This window comes from Streptomyces sp. NRRL F-6676 (genome assembly GCF_000725625.1).
GTDB lineage: Bacteria > Actinomycetota > Actinomycetes > Streptomycetales > Streptomycetaceae > Streptomyces.
The window spans coordinates 1-18,224 of the sequence record NZ_JOHS01000085.1 but is presented as its reverse complement, the minus strand read 5'-3'; the positions used below and the strand labels follow the sequence as shown (position 1 = coordinate 18,224).

Here is an 18,224-nt window from a genome sequence, read left to right as displayed (position 1 = left end):
AACACCCGCAGCGCCCCCGCGTCCCCCGAGAACCCCACCCACAACACCCGGTCACCGAAGCGCCCGGCCCCCCGCAGGGCGAGCCGGAACGGCGCGGTCCGCCCGGCCGCCCGGGCCAGCCGGCCGGACAGCTCCGGCACGGCCCCCTCGCCGACCTCCCCGTAGAACGCCAGCGTGAAGTGCCACCCGGCCCGCTCGGTCCAGCGCAGCGCCTCCGCCCCGGGCAGCCCCCGCAACCCCGCCGCCCGCGCGGCCAGTTCCTCGACCGCCTCCTCCGGCGGCAGCACCGCGGCGAACAGTCTCATGACGACAGCGCCACCTCTTCCCGGACCGCGGCGCCCCGCGGGCACAGCCGCACCCGCGGCCCGCCCCGCCAGGTCAGCCGCACCCGCTGGTTGCCCACCCGGAGCAGCATCGCGCCCACCACGGCCGCCGCCGCCAGCGAGACGGCACCGCCGGCCGCGAAGCCGACGCGCGCGCCGTAGGCGTCGGTGACCCAGCCGACCAGGGGCGCCCCCAGCGGCGTACCGCCCATGAAGACCATCATGAACAGGGCCATCACCCGGCCCCGCATCTCGGGATCCGTCGTCATCTGCACGGACGTGTTCGCGGTGACGTTCACCGTCATGCCGAAGACGCCGATCGGCACCATGAGGAGGGCGAACAGCCACAGCCCGGGCGCCACGGCGGCCACGACCTCCAGCACGCCGAAGCCGAGGGCCGCCGCGATCAGCACCCGCAGCCGGGCCGTACCGCGCCGGGCCGCGAGCAGCGCGCCGATCAGCGAACCGACCGCCATCAACGTGTTGAAGAGGCTGTACGCGCCGGCGCCCGCGTGGAAGACGTCGTCGGCGTAGGCGGAGAGCCAGACCGGGAAGTTGAAGCCGAAGGTGCCGATGAAGCCGACCAGCACGATGGGCCAGACCAGCTCGGGCCGTACGGCGACATAGCGCAGCCCCTCGCGGAGCTGGCCCTTGCCGCGCGGCGCGCGCCGGATCTCGTGCAGCTCGCGGGAGCGCATGAGGAGCAGTCCGGCGATCGGGGCGAGGAAGGAGACGCCGTTGAGCAGGAACGCCCAGCCGGTGCCGACCCCGGTGATCAGCACACCGGCGACGGCCGGGCCGACCAGCCGGGCGGACTGGAAGTTGGCCGAGTTGAGGCTGATGGCGTTCTGCAACTGGCCGGGGCCGACCATCTCCGGCACGAAGGTCTGCCGGGCCGGGTTGTCCAGGACCGTGGCGAGTCCGACGGCGAAGGCGGCCACGTACACGTGCCACACCTGGACATGACCGGAGAGCGTGAGGACGGCCAGGGCCAGGCCGGCCAGGCCCATCGCGGACTGGGTCAGCAGCAGCGTGGGCCGCTTGGGCAGCCGGTCGACGAGGACGCCGCCGTACAGGCCGAACAGCAGCATCGGCAGGAACTGGAGCGCCGAGGTGACGCCGACGGCGGTGGAGGAGCCGGTGAGGCTCAGCACCAGCCAGTCCTGGGCGATGCGCTGCATCCAGGTGCCGGTGTTGGAGACGACCTGGCCGATGAAGAACAGGCGGTAGTTGCGGATCCGCAGCGAGCTGAACATGGACGTCTTACGGGGCTCGGCGGGGGTGCGCGGTGGGGGCGGGGTGGAGTCGGGGGTGGCTGGTGCGGGGGCGGAGTCTGCTCCGGGTCCCGAACTCAAAAGGGCTCGCCTCCTCGGGCGTGACGACAGGAACGGGGAGTGGCTGGTGGCTGGGAAGGGGCTGCTGCGAGGAAGGGGACGGGGTCAGAGGTGGGCGAGTTTCTCCAGGACGGGCGCCACGGCGCTGAGCCTCGCCCACTCGTCCTCGTCGAGCTGCTCGACCAGGCGGGCCAGGAACGCGTTCCGCCGGCGCCGGCTCTCCTCGAGCATGACGGTGGCCTGCTCGGTCTGCCTGACGACCTTCTGCCGGCGGTCCTCGGGGTGCGGCTCCAGGCTCACCAGGCCCTTGGTCTCCAGCAGCGCGACGATGCGGGTCATCGACGGCGGCTGGACGTGCTCCTTGCGGGCCAGCTCACCGGGGGTGGCCGAACCGCAGTTCGCGAGGGTGCCGAGCACCGACATCTCGGTGGGGCTCAGCGACTCGTCGACCCGTTGGTGCTTGAGTCGGCGCGACAGGCGCATCACGGAGGAGCGCAGGGTGTTCACGGCGGCGGCATCGTCGCCATGGGTCAGGTCAGGCATGCTCTTTAGCGTAACTCATTACTTTCGCTAAAGACCACCGTCGCACACGTCCGACAGGGTGACTCCGGCCACTGTCGGCACCGCGCTCCGCCCCTTCCGGGCGCGAGGCCCCGCCCGTCCGCGCCCGGCGCCCCCGCACGCACACCCTCCCCGCGCCAAAACAACAGAACGAGACGAATCACCCGTACGAGTGACATGGGAGCAAAAAACCTTCCACCACCCCGACGAATCCGGCCACCCTCGTGGCCATGGGGACCAGCGTGCTCAGCCTGCGCATGGACGGGGAGCTGCTCGACCGGCTCCGGCACCGGGCGGCGAAAAGAGGAATGAGCGTCCAGGACTATGTCGTCCGGACGCTCATTCGTGATGACTTCGACGAGCGGTTCCAGGCCGCCGTCGAGAGGACGCAGGAGTTCTACGGGGACGCCGACGACGCCCCGGACCCGGCGGGCGAGCCGCCCGGCGATCAGGTCAGGCCCAGCGCCGGCATCAGGTAGTAGAAGGCGAACACCGCCGCGACGACGTACAGCGCCACCGGCACCTCGCGCCCCCGGCCCGCGGCCAGGCGCAGCACCACGAAGGTGATGAAACCCATCCCGATGCCGTTGGTGATGGAGTAGGTGAACGGCATCATCAGCATCGTCACGAAGGCCGGGATGGCGATCGTGTAGTCCGCCCAGTCGATGTCCTTGATCGAGTGGGACAGGATCAGGAAGCCCACCGCGATCAGTGCGGGCGTGGCCGCCTGGGACGGCACCATCGTGGCGACGGGGGTGAGGAAGAGCGCCGCCGCGAACAGCAGTCCGGTGACGACGTTGGCGAAGCCGGTGCGCGCGCCCTCGCCGACGCCCGCCGTGGACTCCACGAAGCAGGTGGTGGCCGAGGAGGAGCTGGCGCCGCCCGCGGCGACGGCGATGCCGTCGACGAAGAGGACCTTGTTGATGCCGGGCATCTGGCCCTCGGCGTCGGTCAGCTTGGCCTCGTCGCCGATGCCCATGATCGTGCCCATCGCGTCGAAGAAGCACGACAGCAGCACGGTGAAGACGAACAGGATGCCGGTCAGCACGCCGACCTTGTCGAAGCCGCCGAACAGGCTGACCTTGCCGAGCAGCCCGAAGTCTGGGGTGGCGACGGGGTTGCCGGGCCACTTCGGGGTGGTCAGGCCCCAGGAGGGGATCTTGGCGGCGGCGTTGAGGATCAGGGCGAGGACCGTCATCGTGACGATCGAGATCAGGATCGCGCCGGGCACCTTGCGCACCATCAGCGCGAGGGTGAGCAGCGTGCCGAGGACGAAGATCAGCACCGGCCAGCCGTTGAGGTGCCCGTCCGCGCCGAGCTGGAGCGGGACGGTGGTCTGCGCCACGTCCGGGATGCGGCTGACGAAGCCGGAGTCGACCAGGCCGATGATCATGATGAACAGGCCGATGCCGATCGAGATGCCCTTGCGCAGCCCGAGCGGCACGGCGTTCATCACGCGTTCCCGCAGCCCCGTGGCGACCAGCAGCATCACCACGAAACCGGCCAGCACCACCATGCCCATCGCGTCCGGCCAGGACATGCGGGGGGCGAGCTGGAGGGCGACGACCGTGTTGACGCCGAGGCCGGCCGCCAGCGCGATCGGGACGTTGCCGATGACACCCATGAGCAGCGTGGTGAACGCGGCGGTGACGGCGGTGGCGGTGACCAGTTGGCCGTAGTCCAGCTGGTGCCCGTACATGTCCTTCGCGCCGCTCAGGATGATCGGGTTCAGCACGATGATGTACGCCATCGCGAAGAAGGTGGCGAAGCCGCCGCGGATCTCACGGGGCAGGGTGCTGCCGCGTTCGGAGATCCGGAAGTAGCGGTCGAGGGGGCCGGTGGCGGAACGGCCGCCCGGCTGCCCGGGGGCGGGGACCTTGGCGGGAGCCGAGGTGGACATGCGGACCTCAGGGGATGCGGGGTCGGGGAAGGGGTCGTTCGGGTCGGGCCGGCGTGCGCCGTCCCGGGTTCCCCCTGGGCGGCGTACGTCACCGAAGAGTGGCCCTCCGGGGTGGCCGGGAGGCGTCTCTTGGAGGTTCGTACGAGCGGAAGTAGCCAGACGCAAACAGTTTCAGTATGAACATATGAACGAGAAAAGGCCATCTCCGCGCGTAGATTCCGTGCGGGTCCCGGCCCTACGGGCATGGCTCCCGTGGCGCGTGAGCCGATTCCCGGGCCTCGTAAGCTGTGCGCATGGCCAAGTGGACTCCCCAGCACGAGGCGCCCGAGCCCCTGGAGGGGCCCGTGGTCGCCACCATCACCGGCGGCACGATCATCTGGTTCGTCCTCTTCCTGGTGCAGCTGCCGTTCTACGGCTGGTTCGACGACCACGGGCACACCTGGTGGGTGTGGACGTGCCTGGCCGGGGGCGGCCTCGGGCTGATCGGCGTCTGGTACGTGCGCGGGCGGGACGCCGCGATCAAGAGGGACGCGGCCCGCAGGGAGACCGACGCCGCCGCCGGCGACTGAGCCGCCGGTACCGCGCGAGTCGCCCCCCGACTACAACCACCGCACGACACCCCCCGCCCAACACTCCTCCCCAGGTCGGATTTGTCACGTAGTGCGGAGGTGAACGCACCCGCCCGCACGTACCGTCGAAGACATGACCGATATCGACGCGGGCGCCGAACTCGACCCCGTGCACCCCGTGCCGCTGCCCGTGCGCGAGCGCGGGCTGACGGCCGACGAGGTCGCGGAGCGGGTCGCACGCGGTGCGGTCAACGACGTTCCCGTGCGCAGCAGCCGCACGTTCGGCGAGATCGTCCGGGCCAACGTCTTCACCCGGTTCAACGCGATCATCGGGCTGCTCTGGCTGATCATGCTGTTCGTCGCGCCCGTGCAGGACAGCCTGTTCGGTTACGTGATCCTCGCCAACACCGGCATCGGGATCATCCAGGAGTGGCGGGCCAAGAAGACCCTGGACTCGCTCGCGGTGATCGGCGAGGCCCGGCCGGCCGTGCGCCGCGACGGGCGGACCACCGAGCTCGCCACCTCCGCGATCGTGCTGGACGACGTCCTGGAGATCGGCCCCGGCGACAAGATCGTCGTCGACGGCGTGTGCGTCGAGGCCGATGGGCTGGAGATCGACGAGTCGCTGCTGACCGGCGAGGCCGACCCCGTCGTCAAGCAGCCCGGCGACGCGGTGATGTCCGGCAGCTTCGTGGTCGCGGGCGGGGGCGCGTTCCGCGCGACCAAGGTCGGCCGGGAGGCGTACGCCGCCCAGCTCGCCGAGGAGGCCTCCCGGTTCACGCTGGTCCACTCCGAGCTGCGCACCGGCATCTCGACCATCCTCAAGTACGTGACCTGGATGATGGTGCCGACCGCGGTCGGCCTCGTCATCAGCCAGCTGGTGGTCAAGGACCACGGGTTCAAGGACTCCGTCGCCCGCACGGTCGGCGGGATCGTGCCGATGGTCCCCGAGGGGCTGGTCCTGCTCACCTCCGTCGCCTTCGCGATCGGCGTGATCCGGCTGGGCCGCAAGCAGGTCCTCGTGCAGGAGCTGCCCGCGATCGAGGGGCTGGCCCGCGTCGACACCGTCTGCCTGGACAAGACCGGCACCCTCACCGAGGGCGGCATGGACGTCACCGAGCTGCGGCCGCTCCAGGGCGCCGACGAGACGTATCTGCGCACGGTGCTCGGCGCGCTCGGCGCCGCCGACCCGCGCCCCAACGCCTCCCTCCAGGCGATCATCGACGCCTACCCCGGCAGCGAGGAGTGGCGCCGCACCGACGCGCTGCCGTTCTCCTCCGCCCGCAAGTACAGCGGCGCCTCCTTCGAGGAGCCGGGCGGCGGATCCGGTACCTGGCTGCTGGGCGCCCCCGACGTGCTGCTCGACCCCGACGACCCGGCGCTCGCCGAGACCGTCCGGCTCAACGAGCAGGGGCTGCGGGTCCTGCTGCTGGCCCGCGCCGCCCGCCCGCTCGACGACCCGGCGGTGGCGGCGGGCGTACGGCCGGCCGCGCTCGTCGTCCTGGAGCAGCGGCTGCGCCCGGACGCCGCCGACACCCTGCGTTACTTCGCCCGGCAGGACGTGCACGCCAAGGTGATCTCCGGCGACAACGCGGTCTCGGTGGGCGCGGTGGCCGGAAAACTCGGCATCACCGGCGAGGTCCTGGACGCCCGCGAACTGCCCGACGACCGGGCCGGCATGGCCAAGGCGCTCGACGGCGCCACGGTCTTCGGGCGGGTCACCCCGCGGCAGAAACGGGACATAGTCGGCGCGCTCCGGTCCGACGGGCACACGGTCGCGATGACCGGCGACGGCGTCAACGACGTGCTCGCGCTCAAGGACGCCGACATCGGCGTCTCGATGGGGTCGGGCTCGGAGGCCACCCGGGCGGTCGCGCAGATCGTGCTGCTCGACAACAGCTTCGCCACCCTGCCGTCGGTGGTCGCCGAGGGCCGCCGGGTGATCGGCAACATCACCCGCGTCGCCACGCTGTTCCTGGTCAAGACGGTCTACTCGGTGCTGCTCGCGGTGCTGGTGGTGTGCGCGCAGGTGGAGTACCCGTTCCTGCCCCGGCATCTGACGCTGCTGTCCACGCTCACGATCGGCGTCCCGGCGTTCTTCCTCGCCCTCGCGCCCAACACGGAGCGGGCCAGACCGCACTTCGTCCGGCGTGTGATGCGGTACGCGATCCCGGCGGGCACCGTGGCCGCCGTCGCCACGTTCGCGACGTATCTGCTCGCCCGCCACCACTACAGCGGGCCCGGCTCGCTGGAGGCGGAGACCAGCGCGGCGACGCTCACGCTGTTCCTGATCTCGCTGTGGGTGCTGGCGATCGTCGCCCGCCCCTACACCTGGTGGCGTGTGGTGCTGGTGGCGGCGATGGGGGCCGCGTTCCTGGTGGTGCTGGTGGTGCCGTGGCTCCAGGAGTTCTTCGCGCTGCGGCTGGTCGGCCTTCGGATGCCGTGGCTGGCGGTCGGCATCGCGGCGCTCGCCTCGGCGGTGCTGGAGCTGGGCTGGCGCCGGGTGGACCGGGCGGGACCCCCGCGCGATCCCGGGGAGGGGAGGCGCGGGGGCGTGGCGGGACGACTGCTCGCCGCCCGTCAGGCGCTTACTTCACGTCGACGAAGTCGCCCGAGGAGCTGACGGCGGGGGTCGTCGAGGTGCCGGCGAAGCTGTAGCGGAAGGTGCCGTCGGCGGAGGCCTTGACCGTCGTCTTCAGGGCGCCCTTGCTGCCGGACTTGATGGTCTTCAGGGTGCTGTAGGAGCTGCTGCCCTTCTTCTTGAACTGGAGCTTCACGGACTGCACCGTGTAGCCCGCGTAGGCGCCGGTGTCCCAGTTGGCGCGGCTGAGGGTGCCGGTGACCGTGATGGTCTTCCCCTTCTTCACCGGCTCCGGGGAGGCGTTGACGGTGAGCTTGGAGTAGCGCTGGAGGTTGGGCGCGGCGAAGCCCTCCTTCTCGGCGACGCCGACCTTGCTCAGGTCCAGGTCGCTGCCGGTCGGGTCCTGCCCGTTGAACGCGACGGCGAAGGCGTCCGCCTTCCACTTGCCGGCGTCCTCGTTGAGCAGGTCGTCGGCCGGGGCGACGACGATCGTCTCGGTGCACTTGGCGACCGTGGCGGAGGAGACCGTGCAGACGGCCGGGTCGTCGCTGGAGAGCTCGTAGTCGGCGTCGGCGTAGCTGGTGCCGCGGTAGAGGTCGACGCCGGCGAAGAAGTCGTCGGCGGTGACGTCGACGTCGCTGCCGTGGGTGAGGGTGAAGCTGACCGGGACGCTCACCTTCTTGGAGGTGCCGGCGACGATCGCCTTGCCCTTGTTGACGACGACGTTCGAGAACGTGGCGTTCAGGGTGTACGGGGTTCCGGCGGTGCCGGTGCGGCCGGTCCGGGCGGAGTCGGTGCCCTGCCCGGCGTCCAGGACCTTGGCGGCGTCGGAGTGGTCCGGGGTGGGGGCGGTGCCGGCGGCGTGCGCGGCCGGGACGGCGAGGGCGGAGAGGGCCAGGGCGCCGGAGACGGCGGCCACGGTGGCTCGTATGCGCATGCAATTCCCCAAGTGGAGAAAGGGGGCCCACGGTGTGGTCACGGGGGCCCGAGGTTGACGTGAGTCTGTTGACTCGCTGATCAGATACGTGAGGGGTGGGGACGGTTGCCCCCGCACCGGCAGCCTTTGCCCTCACGTTGCGAAACTCACGTCCGCCTCTCACCTGGGCCTTCCGTCGCCCCCCGGAAGGGACCCCGCCGCCCTCAGTCGAACCAGCGGTCGCGGGCCAGTTCGTTCGTGCGGGACGGGTCCTCCAGGAGCGCCGCCACCTCGAAGCGCCGCGGCCACTGGCCGGCCGCCCAGGCCAGCCCCGCCGCCACCCCCTCCAGCGTCGCCGCGTGCACCACACCGTCCCGCGTCCGGCGCCAGTCGATGCCGACGCCGTCCACGACGAGCTCCTCGTGCTCGACGTACGTACGCGGGGTCGAGGACCCCAGCAGCACCCGCACCGCCCCCGGCACGTCGTGCTCCGTCCCCTCCGACCCGACCTCCCCCGTCACCGATTCGCTCAGCCGCCGCACCTGGAACAGCTCCGCCAACTCCCCGGCCAGGGAAGGCCGCACGGGAAGCAGCGGCACACCACCTGTGAACGGCAGCAGATCCGGCGAGTCGACGACGACGGCGTCCGCCGCGTCGACGACGGTCACCTCCCCGTCCACCACCACCCGCACCTCGTCCGGCAACGTCACCCGCTCCGGATCCAGTTCGGCGAGCGCGCCGTACAGCCCGTGCAGCTGGGCCGCGGACACCGGCCGCGACGGGTCGGCGAGCCGGTCGAGCAGCTCGGCCGCACCCCCGGGCTCGTCCAGCAGCGCGGCGACCGACGTCCGCACGCCCAGCGCCCGCAGCACCTGCTCGTCCTCGAACCCGGACGCGTCGGCCTCGTCGTACAGGCCGTGCAGCAGCGGATCGCCCCCGGCGGCCCGCAGTCCGGCGGGACGGCGGCCGTCGAGCACGGGATGCCCGCGCAGCCACCACGCGGTGTACGGCCGTACGACCTCGTGGGTGCCGTCCGGCAGCAGCACCCGCACGGGCTGGGTGAGCGCGTCCCGCAGCGGCGGCCGGGCGAGCAGGGCGAGCGCCTCGGGCCAGTGGTCGTCGTCGACGAGGTCGAGGTCCCGCACGGCGACGATCTCGGTGGCGACGGGCGGCACGGGCCCCTCGGGCAGCCGGTCCAGGACGTCCTCGCACCACACGTCGACGGCGTCGAGCAGCCCGGCGTCGTCGGGCTCGGCGAAGTCGCCCTCGCGCGGCTCGAGTTCGTCCGGGTCGAGGACGACGTCGGTGGCGCGCACGAGCTGGAACCCGGCCAGCACCCCGCAGGCGGCGAGCGGCTGCTCACCCCAGCGTTCGGCCAGTTCGGCGTCGACGAGGGCGAGTTCGTCCTCGCGCATGACGGCCGCGAACGGGCTGCCGGGCAGCACGAGTTCACCGGCGGGCGCGGGCTCGCCGTCCTCGTCGGGCAGCGCGAGCGCGCCGAGCCAGGGTTCGTCGCCGGGTTCGAGTCCCGCGTCGCGGACGAGGGCGAGGACGGTGTCGGCGAGTTCCTCGGGGTCGAGCCCGTCCTCGTCCCAGCCGGGCGCCTCGTCGTCCAGGGAGGCGGCGACGGCGGCCCGCACCTGCGGGGTGGTGAGCACCGCGCGCGGGGTGGCGGGCAGCGCGCCGAGCTTCTCCAGGAGCGGGTGGACGGCGTCGGGGTGGGCGACCTTGAGCCCGAGCCGGGCCAGCGCGTCCGGGGCGACCCGGGGGCCGTCCACGGCGGGCAGCAGGATCTGCCGGGGCCCGATCGTCGTACGGCCGTCGGCGAGCGGCACGGGCAGCCCGGTGAGCCGGTCCGGGTCGACGCCGGCGAGGCTGTCGTAGAGCCGCCACCACCAGCCGGGGTCCTTCTCCAGGCCGGCGAGCCGGTCCACCGCCTCGGTCAGCGGCACCCGCGCCACGCCGAGCGTGCGCAGCTCCACGCGCCGCTCCAGACCGGCGGGCAGCAGCCCGGTCAGCACCTCGGCGAACACGCGCACGGTGCCGGCGCCGGCGCCCTCGATCACCTCGGCGTCCCGGGGCCGCAGCGCCTCGGGCAGCGTGCCGTCGTCGTCGGTGTCCGCCTCCGCGGTGGGCGGGTTGGCGGGCGGCAGGAAGGCGGTACGGGGCAGCCGTTCGAGGATCGCCCGCCGCAGCGCGCCGTCCAGCTCGCCCTTGCCGAGCGGGCCGGGCACGAGGCCGAGCACGCCGTCGCCGACCGGCCGCCACTCGGCGAGGAGCCCGGCGTAGGCGTCGGCGGCCCGCTCGACCAGGAAGTCGGTGAGCGGCCCGGGGGCGGCGTGCCGGCGGGTGCTGTCCAGCGGGAGGGAGGCGATGAGCAGCGCGGGCACGCCGAGCGGTTCGTCGCTGGGGGTGGGGGCGTGCACGACGGGGCTGGTACGGGGCCTGGCCGGGCCGCCGTCGGCGTCGACGGGCACGGCCCAGGTGACCGACCAGTGCGGCCGCAGCCGCTCCTCGACGGGCCGGTCGGCGAGCAGCGCGGGGTCGAGCGGTCCGTGGTCGGCGGCGGTACGCCAGCGGGTGGTGCCGTGCGCCGAGTCCTCGACGACGGTGTCGGTCCCGTCGGCGTACCGCCGCAGGGTCCGTGGCTCCGCGTCCCGGATCTCGACGACGACTTCCTCCAGGCCCGGCAGGGCGAGCAGCAGGGCGTCGTCCAGGGCGTCGAGCAGCCGCTCGGCGAGGGCCTCGGCGGCCGGGTCGCGCAGCGGGAGGACGACGACGGTGTCGTACGGCTCCGGGGCGCGGCCCTCGGCGGCGAAGGGCAGCCGGAGGAGGGGGACGTGGCCGTCGCGGCGGCGGATCTCGTCGCCGAGGCCGGGGCTGTGCCGGGCGGTGTCGGAGGCGAGGTCGCGGGCCTCGGCGAGCGCCCAGCGCACGCCGCCGTGCCGGCCGAGCACGGCGGGCTCGTCGCTGACGGCGAGCACGGCGGCGAACCCGACGCCGAACCGGCCGACGGCGCCGGGCGCGGCGTCGCGCTTGGCGGAGGCGCGCAGGGTGGCGAGCGACTCGACGCCGGCGGCGTCCAGCGGGGCGCCGGTGTTGGCGGCGGCGAGGACGCCGTCGCGCAGGGTGAGGCGGAGCCGGCCGGGGACGCCCGCGCGGGCGGCGGCGTCGGCGGCGTTCTGGGCCAGCTCGACGACGAGGCGGTCGCGGTAGCCGCCGAGGACGAGATCCTCCTCGGCGTTGGCGTCCTCGCGGAACCGGGCGGGGCTGGTGGCCCACGCGTCCAGCACGCCGCGCCGCAGGCGGGCGGTACCGAACGGGTCCGCGCCCTCGGGCGCCGGCCGCACGAAGTTGCTCACGCTTGAATCTCCCTCTGCGAGACGTGCGGCCCGACGCTACCGGACCGGGGGGCGGGGTGCCCGCCCCCCGGTGAGGCGCCTCATGGCTCGGGGGTTCGGGTGCGTCGGCGGGTGCGGGTGGGTTCGTGGTTGCTCGCGCAGTTCCCCGCGCCCCTAAAAGGGGCGCGGGGAACTGCGCATCTTTTGGGGGTCCGGGGGCGAAGCCCCCGGGGACGGGAAGGGTAGGGGCGGCGGGGGCGAGAAAAACCTACGAGTGCCCCAGCTCCGCGTCCTCCGGCGCGGTCGCCGAGACCGAACCGGAATCCGTCGCCGCCCGCAGCGGGAACGGATCGAGCCGCGTCTCGTCGACGACCGGCGCCGCCGGCACCGGAGCCTTCGGCATCACCGCCGCCTCCGAGTGCCCCCCGCACCCGTAGGAGAGCGACACCACCCGCCCGTCCGCCGGCGAGAACTCGTTCGCGCACACCCCGAACGCCTGCCCGAGCGACCCCCCGATCGGCGCGAGGAAGCCGCAGCTCACGCAGGACGCCGGCGCGGCCTGCGCCATCGGGGTCTTCGCCCCGTACGCCTCCTCCCACCGGTCGGCGGCGACATGCAGCCCGTACCGCGAGAGCACCCGCGCCCGCCGCAGCCCGAGCTCCTCGGCGACCGACGCGAGGGAGCCGCGCGAGGGCACGAGGGGGAGGTGGGCCGGCGTACCGGCGGTGATCTCCGCGTCCTCCGCCTCGACCAGCTCGGCCATGCCCGCGGAGACCGCGGAGTTCGGCGCCGGCTCGTCCTCGCCGGTGTAGCCCGGCTCGAGCCGGAGATCGTCCGCGTCCGTGGGCAGCAGATCGCCGGGGCCCATGTCACCGGGGCGCAGCCGCTCGCTCCAGGGCACCCACTCGGGGGCGAGCACGGCGTCGGGTCCGGGCAGCAGAACGGCCTCGTCGACGGTGACGACCTTCGCGCGGGAGGCGCGGGCGACGGTGACCGCCCAGCGCCAGCCGCGGTAGCCGAGCTCCTGGCACTCGAAGTAGTGGGTGACGACGCGGTCGCCCTCGGCGAGGGTTCCTGTGTGCGCGCCGACGATGCCGGGGGCGGCGGCCTCCTCGGCTGCGCTGCGGGCGAGGTCGACGGCCTCGGCGCACAGACGGTCGGGGGTGCGGCTTCGCGTGCTCGCTGCGCTCACAGGTATCGCTTCTCTCCTACGCCGTCTCACGGGTGCGCCGGCCTTGGCGGGGGGTGCGGACGGAGCGGACCGAAGGGCCGCGTCGACGTCCGCGCCCGATCGCGCTCGGGCACACCTTCAGCCATCCATTCTGCGGGATGACGAACAGGCGCGCGGCCGAGAACAACCGCCGGGGCGCGCTACGCACGCTACCTTCTTCCGGCCGCTCGGCCCACCCCGGCGCCTCGGTAGGGGCCGAAGGCCCCTGTGCTTTTCCGGGGAAGGCGCGGTGGCCGGATCTCTGCGACCGCGGGTGCGTCGTGGTCCGTCGCGCCCACGCGGCGAAGCCGCGAGGGGACACAGCCCCGCGCCCCTCAAGGGGCGCGAAGCGCCCCCCTGCCACCCCCGCCGCACGCCACTCCACGCCGATACGGCCGGTAACCGCCTACCCCCGCCCATCCCGGGGCACTATGACGGGGTGGCAGCCGCGCGGCCGCCCCAGGGCGCCCCCACCGAGGGCCCGCCCCGGGCCGGCACCGACCGACGTGGCGGGCCGAACCGCGTGCGCGGTTCCGCCCGCAAGGTCGCCCGCGCCCTCCACCTCCCCGTCACCGGCACCTACCGCGGCATCCGCCGCGTCACCCACGCCCAGGGCGCCGGCGAGTCCGGCCTCGCCAAGCTCATCGAACTGCACGCCGTGAACGGCGCCGGCGACGTCATGGTCACCGTCGCCCTCGCCTCCACCGTCTTCTTCTCCGTTCCCACCGACGAGGCCCGCGGCCGCGTCGCCCTCTACCTCGCGATCACGATGGCCCCGTTCACGGTCCTCGCCCCCGTGATCGGCCCCCTCCTGGACCGCCTCCCGCACGGCCGCCGCGCCGCGATGGCCGCCGCGATGCTGGCCAGGGCGCTGCTCGCGCTGCTGCTGTCCGGCGCCGTCGCCACCGGCAGCCTGGAGCTGTACCCGGCGGCGCTCGGCGTGCTGGTCGCGTCGAAGGCGTACGGCGTGGTCCGCAGTGCGGTGGTGCCGCGGCTGCTGCCGCCCGCGTTCTCGCTGGTGAAGGCGAACTCCCGGGTCACCCTCGGCGGGCTGCTCGCCACCGGTGTGGCCGCGCCGATCGGGGCGGGGCTGCAAGTGCTGGGGCCCCGCTATCCCCTCTACGGCGCCTTCCTGATCTTCGTCGGGGGCACGTTCCTGTCGTTCTCGCTGCCGCGCAAGGTCGACTCGGCGAAGGGCGAGCGCATCGCCCTGCTCGCGTCGAAGGACCGCGCGCCCTGTACCCCCGAACCGCCAGAGCCGTCCGAACCGCCAGAGCCGTCCGGCCCGACGGAGCCGTCCGGCCTGACGGAGCCGTCCGAGCCGTCGGAGCCGTCGCCCTCCGTCTCCGCCAAGGCCGCCCGCCGCCGCCCCGGTCTGCGCACCGTCGGCAGCACCGTCATCCACGCGCTCGGCGCCAACGCCTGTCTGCGCTGTCTGTCCGGGTTCCTGATCTTCTTCCTCGCGTTCCTGCTCCGCGAGCACCCGCTGGCCGGGTCGAGCGCGGCCGTCTCCCTCGGCATCGTCGGCGTCGCGGCCGGCACCGGCAACGCGCTGGGCACGGCGGTCGGCGCCTGGCTGAAGTCGCGGGCGCCGGAGGTCATCGTCGTCACGGTGGTGTCGGCGGTGCTGGCCGTCGCGATCACGGCGGCCGTGTTCTTCGGCGCGTTCCTCGTCGCCTGCCTGGCCGCGTGCGCCGGCTGCGCGCAGGCGCTGGGCAAGCTGTCGCTGGACGCGCTGATCCAGCGAGACGTGCCCGAGGAGGTGCGGACCTCGGCGTTCGCGCGGTCGGAGACGTCGTTGCAGATGGCGTGGGTGCTGGGCGGCGCGATCGGGATCGTGCTGCCGCTCAACGGCGCGCTGGGCATGTCGGTGGGCGCGGCGATCGTCGCGACGGGCCTGTTGTCGACGGTCCGCCCGCTGTGGACGGCGGCACGCCGTGGACCCCACGTGGGGACCACTCCGTGCGTGCCAGATAGCCTTCGGCCATGACCTCGCTGCAATCCGCTGTGCGACGCCGCCGCGCCGTCGCCGCCGCCGGCGCCGTATCCGCCGGACTGCTCCTGCTGTCCGCCTGCGACAAGCCCACCCCGAGGGCGACGATCACCGTCGGCAAGGACTCGGTCAGCTCGGAGGCTTCCTGCTACAACGACGACGACAAGGCCCTGTCGACGTCCGAGCTCCAGTCCTGCATCAAGGACAAGGACATCGAGTCGATCAAGGTCGACCCGGACGCGACGGTCCGCTTCGGCGTCGACCCGGACATCGCCGACAAGGGCTGGACGATCCTGATGAACGGTCAGCCGCTCGTCGACTCCAGCACCAAGACCTACCGGACGATCCCGGGCAGCGTGTTCTTCAACGCCCAGTACGGCGCCAGCGGCGACTCCACGAAGGTGTCGATCCAGGAGGGCACCGACAAGAAGGCCACGGGCCTGTGGAACTTCACGTTCAAGAAGGACTCCTGACCACGTCCCCGTCCGGCCCCGCGCCGCTGCGCGTACTGGTCGCCACCGCGGTCCCCGTCGAGCGGGACGCGGTGGCACAGGCGTTCGACGGCACCTCGCGGGAGGTACCGCTCCCCGCGGCCTCCCTCACCCGGCTGGGGCCCGTTGCCGACGGCCCGGTGTACGACCTGCTGGCCGCCGGTGTGGGCCCCGCCCTCGCCGCCGCCTCCACGGCCGGCGCGCTGACCGCCGCCGCGCTGCACGGCACCCCGTACGACCTGGTCGTCTCGGCCGGCATCGGCGGCGGCTTCCTGCCGGACGCGCCCCCGGCCACCCTGGTCCTCGCCGACGAGATCACCGCCGCCGACCTCGGCGCCGAGACGGAGGGGACCGACGGCCCCGCGCCCGGTTTCCTGCCCGTCACCGACCTCGGCTTCGGCACCGTCACCCACCTCCCGCCCGCCGCCCTCGTGCGCCGGGCCGCCGAGGCGACCGGCGCCCGCACCGGCACCGTCCTGACCGTCTCCACCGTCACCGGCACCGCCCGCCGGGCCGCCGTGCTGCGCGCCCGGCACCCGAGGGCGCTGGCCGAGGCGATGGAGGGGTTCGGCGTGGCGGAGGCGGCCGCCGCCCACCGCACGCCCGTACTGGAGATCCGCGCCGTCTCCAACCCCGTGGGCCCCCGCGACCGCGCCGCCTGGCGGATCGGCGACGCCCTCGCCGCGCTCACCGGGGCCTTCGGGAAGCTGGCGCCCGTCCTGGAGAGTTGGAACCCGCATGACGACCGCACCGACCGCGACTGAGCCCGTGTCCACCCCGGACACCCTGCGCATCGCGTACTCCCCCTGCCCGAACGACACCTTCGTCTTCGACGCCCTCGCCCACGGCCGCGTCCCCGGCGCCCCGGCGCTCGACGTCACCTTCGCCGACATCGACCTCACCAACGGCATGGCCGAGCGCGGCGAGTTGGACGTGCTGAAGGTGTCGTACGCCGTGCTGCCGTACGTCCTCGACGAGTACGCGCTGCTGCCCTGCGGCGGCGCCCTCGGCCGGGGCTGCGGCCCGCTGGTGCTGACCAGGGAGGCGGACGCGGACCTCGCCGGGCGCACGGTCGCCGTGCCGAGCGAGAAGTCGACCGCCTATCTGCTGTTCCGGCTGTGGGCGGCGGACACCGTGCCCGGGGGAGTCGGCGAGATCGTCGTGATGCCGTTCCACGAGATCATGCCCGCCGTGCGCGACGGCCGGGTGGACGCGGGTCTCGTCATCCACGAGGCCCGGTTCACCTACCAGAACTACGGGCTGCACAAGCTCGCCGACATGGGCGAGCACTGGGAGGCCACCACCGGGCTGCCGATCCCGCTGGGCGCGATCATCGCCAAGCGGTCGCTGGGCGCGGAGACCCTGAACCGCCTGGCCGAGTCCGTCCGTACGTCCGTACGGGCCGCGTGGGACGACCCCGAGGCCTCCCGGGCGTACGTCCTCGCGCACGCCCAGGAGATGGACCCGGCCGTCGCCGACCAGCACATCGAGCTGTACGTGAACGAGTTCACCGCCGACCTCGGCGAGGACGGCTACGCGGCGGTCCGGGGCCTGCTGGACCGCGCGGCCGAGGAGAACCTGCTCCCGCCGCTCACCGCGAACGCGCTCACGTTCCCGTAGCCGTAGCCGTCCGGCCGGACCCCTCACACATCCAGTTGGTCGGCGACCGCCCGCAGCAGGCCGGCGATCTTCTTCCCCGACACCTTGTCCGGGTAGCGGCCCTTCTCGAGCATCGGGGTGATGTTCTCGAGGAGGGTCGTCAGGTCCTGCACGATCGAGGCCAGCTCGTCCGGCTTCTTGCGCTGCGCCGCCGCGACGGACGGGGCGGGGTCCAGCAGGACGACGGAGAGTGCCTGGTCGCCGCGCTGTCCGGCGACCACGCCGAACTCCACGCGCTGGCCGGGCTTGAGGCCGTCGACTCCGGCGGGGAGGACCGAGGAGTGCACGAAGACGTCACCGCCGTCGTCGCGGGAGAGAAAACCGAAGCCCTTCTCCCCGTTGAACCACTTGACCTTGCCGGTAGGCATGCCTGTCCTCGTCCTCGTACTCGTCGGAAACCGCTCGGATGAGTGCCCTCGACAGCACCCTCGATAGCACTGGGGCGGGTCCTGTGACCCGCCGGTACCCAGGCTAGTGGTCCACGGGCCGGTGACAAGACGTCACCGGAGTGTTCCCCTCGCGCTGGAACTACCCTGGTCGGGTGCGCGACAAAACCCAAACGAATTCCGCCGGAGCCGGCGAGCGGCTGATCCGCGCCGGCGCGATCGTCTTCTTCCTCGGCGCGGTGGCCACGATGGTCACGGTGGCGCCCCTGCTGCTCGGCACGTCGGTGCTGCCGTCGTACATGTACGGCCTGAGCATGCTGATGGGCGTCGGCTTCCTGCTCGCCGCGGCGGGTCTGCTGCGCTCGGTCTCGGAAGGCCGCCGCCACGCACGCGAGGGCTCACGCCAGGAGGCATGACTGAGACCACGACGGCAGCCGCGGCCCCACCACACGGGCGCGAACACCCACGCCCGTAAGGGGCGCGGGACTGTGCCGGATCTACGGCTACCGCCGGGGCGAGCGCGACCACCCGCGCCCGCAAGGGACGCGGGACTGCGCCGAATCTACGGCCCCACCACACGGGCGCGAACACCCACGCCCGTAAGGGGCTCGGGGCTGTGCTGGATCTGCGGCTACCGCCGGGGCAAGCGCGAGCTACCGCGCCCGTAAGGAGCGCGGGACTGTGCCGGATCTACGGCCTCACCACACAGGCGCGAGCACCCGCGCCGGTAAGGGGCGCGAGGCTGTGCCGGATCTGCGGCTACCGCCGGGGCGGGCGCGAGCCACCGCGCCCGTAAGGAGCGCGGGACTGCGCCGGATCTACGGCCCCGCCACACGGGCGCGAGCAACCGCGCCCGTAAGGGGCGCGGGGAACTGCGCGACCAGCCACCTCCCACCCGCACCCGCCCACGCACCCCACCCACCCGAGCTCTCCCGCGCTCCTCCCCACCCACCCCCAGCT

The 18,224-nt window shown here is 73.3% G+C and carries 16 protein-coding genes; 8 read left to right on the top strand and 8 right to left on the bottom strand.

The features are described from left to right. The 3 genes from IO29_RS30120 to IO29_RS30110 form a co-directional block, all read right to left on the bottom strand. Nucleotides 1-305: 2'-5' RNA ligase family protein (locus IO29_RS30120; protein ID WP_037840656.1), on the bottom strand; the 305-nt coding region annotated here is incomplete at its 3' end. After that, a complete protein-coding gene (locus IO29_RS30115) occupies nucleotides 302-1,678 on the bottom strand; it encodes an MFS transporter (RefSeq protein ID WP_106969939.1) in 1,377 nt (458 codons plus the stop codon). The genes IO29_RS30120 and IO29_RS30115, both read right to left, overlap by 4 nt. 84 nt (nucleotides 1,679-1,762) lie before the next feature. Beyond that, nucleotides 1,763-2,200: a MarR family winged helix-turn-helix transcriptional regulator gene (locus IO29_RS30110; RefSeq protein ID WP_030382297.1), complete on the bottom strand. Its 438-nt coding sequence runs from the start codon at nucleotides 2,198-2,200 to the stop codon at nucleotides 1,763-1,765. 248 nt (nucleotides 2,201-2,448) lie between these two features. Here IO29_RS30110 and IO29_RS30105 point away from each other — a divergent pair, with 248 nt between their 5' ends. Continuing rightward, nucleotides 2,449-2,697 carry a hypothetical protein gene (locus IO29_RS30105; RefSeq protein ID WP_051708009.1) on the top strand — a complete coding sequence of 83 codons (249 nt, stop codon included), beginning with the start codon at nucleotides 2,449-2,451 and terminating at the stop codon, nucleotides 2,695-2,697. Here the strand turns inward: IO29_RS30105 and IO29_RS30100 are convergent. Further along, nucleotides 2,667-4,118: an NCS2 family permease gene (locus IO29_RS30100; RefSeq protein WP_030382295.1), complete on the bottom strand. Its 1,452-nt coding sequence runs from the start codon at nucleotides 4,116-4,118 to the stop codon at nucleotides 2,667-2,669. The genes IO29_RS30105 and IO29_RS30100 overlap by 31 nt on opposite strands. Nucleotides 4,119-4,411: 293 nt before the next feature. Between IO29_RS30100 and IO29_RS30095 the strand changes: the two genes are divergently transcribed. Further along, on the top strand, nucleotides 4,412-4,687 hold the full coding sequence (locus IO29_RS30095; protein ID WP_030382294.1) for a DUF2530 domain-containing protein: 276 nt from the start codon (nucleotides 4,412-4,414) through the stop codon (nucleotides 4,685-4,687). 133 nt (nucleotides 4,688-4,820) lie between these two features. Further along, entirely contained in the window at nucleotides 4,821-7,310 is a 2,490-nt protein-coding gene (locus IO29_RS30090; RefSeq protein ID WP_030382293.1) for a cation-translocating P-type ATPase, read from the top strand. Here IO29_RS30090 and IO29_RS30085 read toward each other — a convergent pair. The 3 genes from IO29_RS30085 to IO29_RS30075 form a co-directional block, all read right to left on the bottom strand. Beyond that, complete coding sequence (locus IO29_RS30085) at nucleotides 7,276-8,205, bottom strand: hypothetical protein (RefSeq protein ID WP_030382292.1); 930 nt, start codon at nucleotides 8,203-8,205, stop codon at nucleotides 7,276-7,278. The two genes, IO29_RS30090 and IO29_RS30085, sit on opposite strands and share 35 nt — an antisense overlap. A 203-nt stretch (nucleotides 8,206-8,408) precedes the next feature. Next, nucleotides 8,409-11,546: a sacsin N-terminal ATP-binding-like domain-containing protein gene (locus IO29_RS30080; protein ID WP_030382291.1), complete on the bottom strand. Its 3,138-nt coding sequence runs from the start codon at nucleotides 11,544-11,546 to the stop codon at nucleotides 8,409-8,411. 247 nt (nucleotides 11,547-11,793) lie between these two features. Continuing rightward, complete coding sequence (locus IO29_RS30075; protein ID WP_030382290.1) at nucleotides 11,794-12,717, bottom strand: DUF3027 domain-containing protein; 924 nt, start codon at nucleotides 12,715-12,717, stop codon at nucleotides 11,794-11,796. A 457-nt stretch (nucleotides 12,718-13,174) separates the two neighbouring features. Here IO29_RS30075 and IO29_RS30070 point away from each other — a divergent pair, with 457 nt between their 5' ends. From IO29_RS30070 to IO29_RS30055, 4 genes are read left to right on the top strand one after another with little or no spacing between them, the layout of a single operon-like run. Then, nucleotides 13,175-14,725, top strand: coding sequence for an MFS transporter (locus IO29_RS30070; protein WP_078618480.1), 1,551 nt, complete (start codon nucleotides 13,175-13,177; stop codon nucleotides 14,723-14,725). Further along, entirely contained in the window at nucleotides 14,722-15,201 is a 480-nt protein-coding gene (locus tag IO29_RS30065) for a hypothetical protein (RefSeq protein ID WP_030382288.1), read from the top strand. Before IO29_RS30070 ends, IO29_RS30065 begins: the two co-directional genes overlap by 4 nt. Before the next feature lie 26 nt (nucleotides 15,202-15,227). After that, complete coding sequence (locus tag IO29_RS30060) at nucleotides 15,228-15,983, top strand: futalosine hydrolase (RefSeq protein ID WP_033226856.1); 756 nt, start codon at nucleotides 15,228-15,230, stop codon at nucleotides 15,981-15,983. Beyond that, a complete protein-coding gene (locus IO29_RS30055; RefSeq protein WP_051708008.1) occupies nucleotides 15,958-16,839 on the top strand; it encodes a 1,4-dihydroxy-6-naphtoate synthase in 882 nt (293 codons plus the stop codon). The genes IO29_RS30060 and IO29_RS30055 overlap by 26 nt, the downstream gene beginning before the upstream one ends. Before the next feature lie 23 nt (nucleotides 16,840-16,862). On the opposite strand, the gene IO29_RS40270 is transcribed toward IO29_RS30055, so the two are convergent. Further along, a complete protein-coding gene (locus IO29_RS40270) occupies nucleotides 16,863-17,246 on the bottom strand; it encodes a cold-shock protein (RefSeq protein WP_030382285.1) in 384 nt (127 codons plus the stop codon). A gap of 173 nt (nucleotides 17,247-17,419) precedes the next feature. Here IO29_RS40270 and IO29_RS30045 point away from each other — a divergent pair, with 173 nt between their 5' ends. Beyond that, the gene (locus tag IO29_RS30045; protein WP_030382284.1) at nucleotides 17,420-17,680 is read left to right on the top strand and encodes a hypothetical protein; all 261 of its coding nucleotides are present in this window, start codon (nucleotides 17,420-17,422) and stop codon (nucleotides 17,678-17,680) included. Nucleotides 17,681-18,224 lie beyond the last annotated feature (544 nt).

Bases quoted from the DNA above. Each gene is read 5' to 3' on its own strand.
- IO29_RS40270 (WP_030382285.1), bottom strand. From the start codon at position 17,246: ATGCCTACCGGCAAGGTCAAGTGGTTCAACGGGGAGAAGGGCTTCGGT.
- IO29_RS30065 (WP_030382288.1), top strand. From the start codon at position 14,722: ATGACCTCGCTGCAATCCGCTGTGCGACGCCGCCGCGCCGTCGCCGCC.
- IO29_RS30100 (WP_030382295.1), bottom strand. From the start codon at position 4,118: ATGTCCACCTCGGCTCCCGCCAAGGTCCCCGCCCCCGGGCAGCCGGGC.
- IO29_RS30095 (WP_030382294.1), top strand. From the start codon at position 4,412: ATGGCCAAGTGGACTCCCCAGCACGAGGCGCCCGAGCCCCTGGAGGGG.
- IO29_RS30085 (WP_030382292.1), bottom strand. From the start codon at position 8,205: ATGCGCATACGAGCCACCGTGGCCGCCGTCTCCGGCGCCCTGGCCCTC.
- IO29_RS30090 (WP_030382293.1), top strand. From the start codon at position 4,821: ATGACCGATATCGACGCGGGCGCCGAACTCGACCCCGTGCACCCCGTG.
- IO29_RS30105 (WP_051708009.1), top strand. From the start codon at position 2,449: ATGGGGACCAGCGTGCTCAGCCTGCGCATGGACGGGGAGCTGCTCGAC.
- IO29_RS30110 (WP_030382297.1), bottom strand. From the start codon at position 2,200: ATGCCTGACCTGACCCATGGCGACGATGCCGCCGCCGTGAACACCCTG.
- IO29_RS30055 (WP_051708008.1), top strand. From the start codon at position 15,958: ATGACGACCGCACCGACCGCGACTGAGCCCGTGTCCACCCCGGACACC.